This window comes from Arthrobacter sp. Y3225116 (assembly GCF_059091245.1).
Genome location: NZ_JBNHGL010000250.1, coordinates 1 through 4,009, shown reverse-complemented (window position 1 = coordinate 4,009; position 4,009 = coordinate 1). Strand labels below are relative to the sequence as shown.

6 protein-coding genes are annotated in these 4,009 nt (G+C 68.5%); 2 read left to right on the top strand and 4 right to left on the bottom strand.

Annotated elements, in window-relative coordinates; all coding sequences use genetic code 11:
- The coding region (purE, locus tag AC5RV2_RS15485) for a 5-(carboxyamino)imidazole ribonucleotide mutase (protein ID WP_494093071.1) at positions 1-400 on the bottom strand (400 nt) is incomplete at its 3' end.
- A complete protein-coding gene (locus AC5RV2_RS15480; protein ID WP_494093072.1) occupies positions 397-1,521 on the bottom strand; it encodes a 5-(carboxyamino)imidazole ribonucleotide synthase in 1,125 nt (374 codons plus the stop codon). The genes purE and AC5RV2_RS15480, both read right to left, overlap by 4 nt.
- Positions 1,522-1,717: 196 nt before the next feature.
- Between AC5RV2_RS15480 and AC5RV2_RS15475 the strand changes: the two genes are divergently transcribed.
- Positions 1,718-2,290: a GtrA family protein gene (locus AC5RV2_RS15475; RefSeq protein ID WP_494093070.1), complete on the top strand. Its 573-nt coding sequence runs from the start codon at positions 1,718-1,720 to the stop codon at positions 2,288-2,290.
- A 25-nt stretch (positions 2,291-2,315) separates the two neighbouring features.
- On the opposite strand, the gene AC5RV2_RS15470 is transcribed toward AC5RV2_RS15475, so the two are convergent.
- Positions 2,316-3,011: a TIGR03089 family protein gene (locus AC5RV2_RS15470; RefSeq protein WP_494093069.1), complete on the bottom strand. Its 696-nt coding sequence runs from the start codon at positions 3,009-3,011 to the stop codon at positions 2,316-2,318.
- A 272-nt stretch (positions 3,012-3,283) separates the two neighbouring features.
- On the opposite strand from AC5RV2_RS15470, the gene AC5RV2_RS15465 reads away from it, so the two are divergent.
- Complete coding sequence (locus AC5RV2_RS15465; RefSeq protein WP_494093068.1) at positions 3,284-3,832, top strand: WhiB family transcriptional regulator; 549 nt, start codon at positions 3,284-3,286, stop codon at positions 3,830-3,832.
- Here AC5RV2_RS15465 and AC5RV2_RS15460 read toward each other — a convergent pair.
- Positions 3,829-4,009, bottom strand: a 181-nt coding sequence (locus AC5RV2_RS15460) for a hypothetical protein (protein ID WP_494093067.1), incomplete at its 5' end; no start/stop codon positions are given. The two genes, AC5RV2_RS15465 and AC5RV2_RS15460, sit on opposite strands and share 4 nt — an antisense overlap.

The window sequence follows — 4,009 nt, the reverse complement described above, 5'->3', positions numbered from 1 at the left end:
CTGCCAGCATCCGCACGGCCAGCAGCCCGGCGTTGCGGGCTCCGCCGATGGACACGGTGGCCACCGGCACGCCGGCGGGCATCTGCACGATGGAGAGCAGGGAGTCCATGCCGTCCAGGTACTTCAGGGGCACCGGCACCCCGATCACCGGCAGCGGGGTGACGGAGGCGAGCATGCCGGGCAGGTGCGCGGCGCCGCCGGCGCCGGCGATAATGATCCGCAGTCCCCGGGAGTGCGCGTCGCGGCCATAACCGATCATGTCCTCGGGCATGCGGTGCGCGGAGACGACGTCGGCCTCGTAGGGGACGCCGAATTCCTCCAGCGCCCGGGCGGCGGCCTCCATGACGGGCCAGTCGGAATCCGAGCCCATCACCACGCCGACTATCGGCTTGTTGCTCATGGTTTGCCTTCCTGGGGGTCCACGCCGTCGCGGACAATCGCCGCGACGCGGTCCGCGCGCCGGCGCAACTCCTCCACCTGGGACGCGTCGCGGCCCACCACATTGACGTGGCCGATCTTCCGGCCGGGACGGACGGACTTGCCGTAGCCATGCAGCTTGACCGACGGTTCGGCGGCCAGCGCGCGCGGGTAGGCCGAGAACAGGTCCGTATTTGCGCCGCCCAGGTAGTTCTTCATGACGACGGCGCCGCCGAGCAGGGACGTATCGCCCAGCGGCAAATCCAGGATGGCCCGCAGGTGCTGCTCGAACTGGCTGGTGACCGATCCGTCCTGGGTCCAGTGGCCGGTGTTGTGCGGACGCATGGCCAGTTCGTTGATCACGAAGCCTGCTCCGCGTCCCGGGGTGGCGAACAACTCGGCGGCCATCACGCCGGTGACGCCCAGCTCGTCGGACAGCCGGAGCGCCGCCTGCTGGGCCGCCTCGGCGACGTCCGCCGGCAGGTCCTGTGCCGGCGCGATCACTTCGTCACAGACGCCGTCCACCTGAATGGTGTGCACCACCGGCCAGGCGCGTGCTTCGCCGGAGGGAGACCTGGCTACCAGCGCCGAGAGCTCCCGGCTGAACTCGACTTTTTCTTCGACCAGCAGCGCGCCGCCGGTGAACCAGTCGGCCGCCTCGAGGGCGGCGTCCGTGTCGCGGATGATCCGCACTCCCTTGCCGTCGTAACCTCCCCGCGGTGTCTTCAGCACCACCGGCCAGCCAATCCTGCCGCCGAAGGCAACCAGCTCGTCGACGCCCGAGACGGACGCCCACACCGGGTTTGGCAGCCCCAGCCTGTCCACCACCGCGCGCATGACCAGCTTGTCCTGCGCATGGATCAGTGCGTCGGGATGCGGCTGCACGTTGACGCCTTCGGCAATCAGGGCCTGCAGATGTTCGGTAGGGACGTGCTCGTGATCGAAGGTCATCACGTCCAGACCCTTCGCGAACCCCCGCAGTGCCTCCAGGTCTCGGTAGTCGCCCACCGGGGCCGTGGCCACGGCGGGGACCGCGGAAACATCGGCGGCCTCGGCCAGAACACGCAGTTCAAAGCCGAGCTCTACCGCACAGGGTGCCATCATTCGGGCAAGCTGGCCGCCGCCCACTACGCCGATCACGGGAAAACTCACCTAGTCAGGGTACCGAACAGGCTCCGGACGAGCCGCATTGGGCGTCGCGCGGCGGGGACGTCCTAGGTAACGCCCAGACTGGCGCAATACAATAGTGCGTCGGCCGGCTCTGCTCCGGCATCCGAGCGAAAGGGATCCACCTTCGATCATGAACCGAACTATTTCCGAGCGCCTGCGCGCCATTGTTTCCCTTTTTTGGCGGGAAGTGGCGAAGTTCGGCACGGTCGGCGGGATCGCCTTCATCGTGGACAACGGCGTGTACTGGTGGCTGATCAACGGGCCCATGGACGACAGCGTGGTGAAGGCGCGGTTCGTGTCCGCCTCCGTGGCGACACTGTTCTCCTGGGTAGCCAACCGCTATTGGACGTTCCGACATCGCCGCCAGGCGAACGTGTTGCGCGAACTGGTGCTGTTCATCGTCATCAACGTCATCGGCATGGTGGTCTCCGCCGGCTGCGTCTGGATAGCCCGCTACCCGCTGGAGGTGACGGACCGGACCATGCTGCTGTTCGCGGGCATCGTCGGCACGGTGCTGGCTACCGTGATGCGCTTCTTCGCCTACCGGTTCCTGGTGTTCAACGTTGAGCTGGACGCCGAGCCGGAGTTTGCCGAGGACCGCAAGATCTTCGAGCGCCACCCCCAGGAGCATGCCGACCAGTCTCCCGCGGACGCCGCGCCGGAGGTCGACGGCCCCCAGGCATCGGGCACGGCGCGCGGTTAGGCGGGGCCTGGGCCGGATCGAAGGTTCACAGTTGTACGGTGACCCGTTCGCTGTCCAGCAACCGTTGGGTCACCCCTACCTCCGGGTGCACCAGCACGACCGTGCCGCCGCCCTGCCAGGTTGCCAGGGCTTCGCGAAGCACGTCCGGCCAGGGGGTTTGCGCCGGCACCAGCAGGTTCCCGGCGGCCGTCGGCCGGTCCAGAAGCCGGGCGAAGGTGAGTGCCCCGCCGTCGTACTCCAGGGCCAAGCCGTTTGCCGCCAGGGAATCGATTCCCAGGTAGTCGTCCGCGTAGGACCGGACCTCGGCCGCGTAATCGAGGACGCCGTCGGGCAGTTCCCCGGGCCAGCGCAACTGGAGCGCGCCCAGGGCGACCAGGACCTGGTGTCCGCCGCCGTCGCGCACCAAGAGGGCCGGATCCGCCGCCACCACCACATCGGCGGTCCGGGCGCCCTCGCCCAGCCGGACGGTGGCACCGGCCTGCCATGCGGCCAGCGCCCAGACCAACGACCGCCAGTGCGGCTCCATCAGAAGACCCACGCTCGTACCCTCGGCGGCGTCCAGTTCCTCGGCCAGCAGGTTCGCCGTCTTGGCCACCCAGTTGTCCAGCACGCGCCCGGACAGCTCGATGCGTTCGCCCTCCGGGCCGTACCAGACCAGGCAGGGGGACGAGCCCGGGCGCAGCCGGGCCAACAGGTCGTTGATCGTGGCGGGGGTGCTCACGGTGCTCCTTAAGGTCGGGTTCGTGGCCCAGCCGGAGGCCGGCTGGGGCATGCGCGCGGTGTTTGTGACGTACATCACGGGGGCGGGCCCTCGCGTGGCGTACGCGGATTTCGCTGCCGGGTCTCTAAGATTTCCGCCGGCGCTTGACTTGAACGTATTACACCCATGTAATTAGTTATTAAACGTGTAACAGCATGCTTGTGTCCGGCGCTGAGATCCAGCGCTGCACATGAATCTAGCACCATGCTGGTACAGGAACTCCGGGAGGGCTGATGGGGCAGGCAGAACGTAGTGCGCACCGGCGGGAGCTCGAAGCGCAGGCTTCGGCACCGCACGGATCGCGCGGCGTACCGGCAGACTGGTATGTGGATCCGGCAGATCCGACGGCGGCAGAACGCTTCCGCGAATCCAGCCAACAGACACTCGAGGACGCGGCCACCGCCTTCCTCGCCGCGCACGAAGCGTTGGCCGAGGGACCCGGGGCCGAGGTGCTGGAGCTGGCTGCTCCGCGCCTGCTCCGGGAACCGGCCGAGGCCGACCCGGCGCCGAAACCGCAGTGGATCGGGCTGCCGGGCTTCGGCGCCGGCTATGAGGACGAGGGGGAACTCGGCTGGCAGGCCGATGCCCTGTGCGCCCAAACGGACCCGGAAGCGTTCTTCCCCGAGAAGGGCGGATCCACCCGCGACGCGAAGAAGGTGTGCGGGGCGTGCACGGTGCGCTCGCAGTGCCTGGAGTATGCGCTGGCCAATGACGAGCGTTTCGGCATTTGGGGAGGCCTGTCGGAGCGCGAGCGCCGCCGGCTACGGAAAAGAGCGCTCTAATTCAGCAGCAAGTTCGCGTCACCGCCGTCGTGGTAGCCCACGACGGCGCTTCCTGCCTGCCCGAAACCCTGGCCGCCCTGGCCCGCCAGACGAGACCCGCCGATGCCCACGTCGGGGTGGACACCGGATCGTCCGACGGGTCCGCGGACCTGCTGCGCGCGCAGTTGCCCGCCGGCA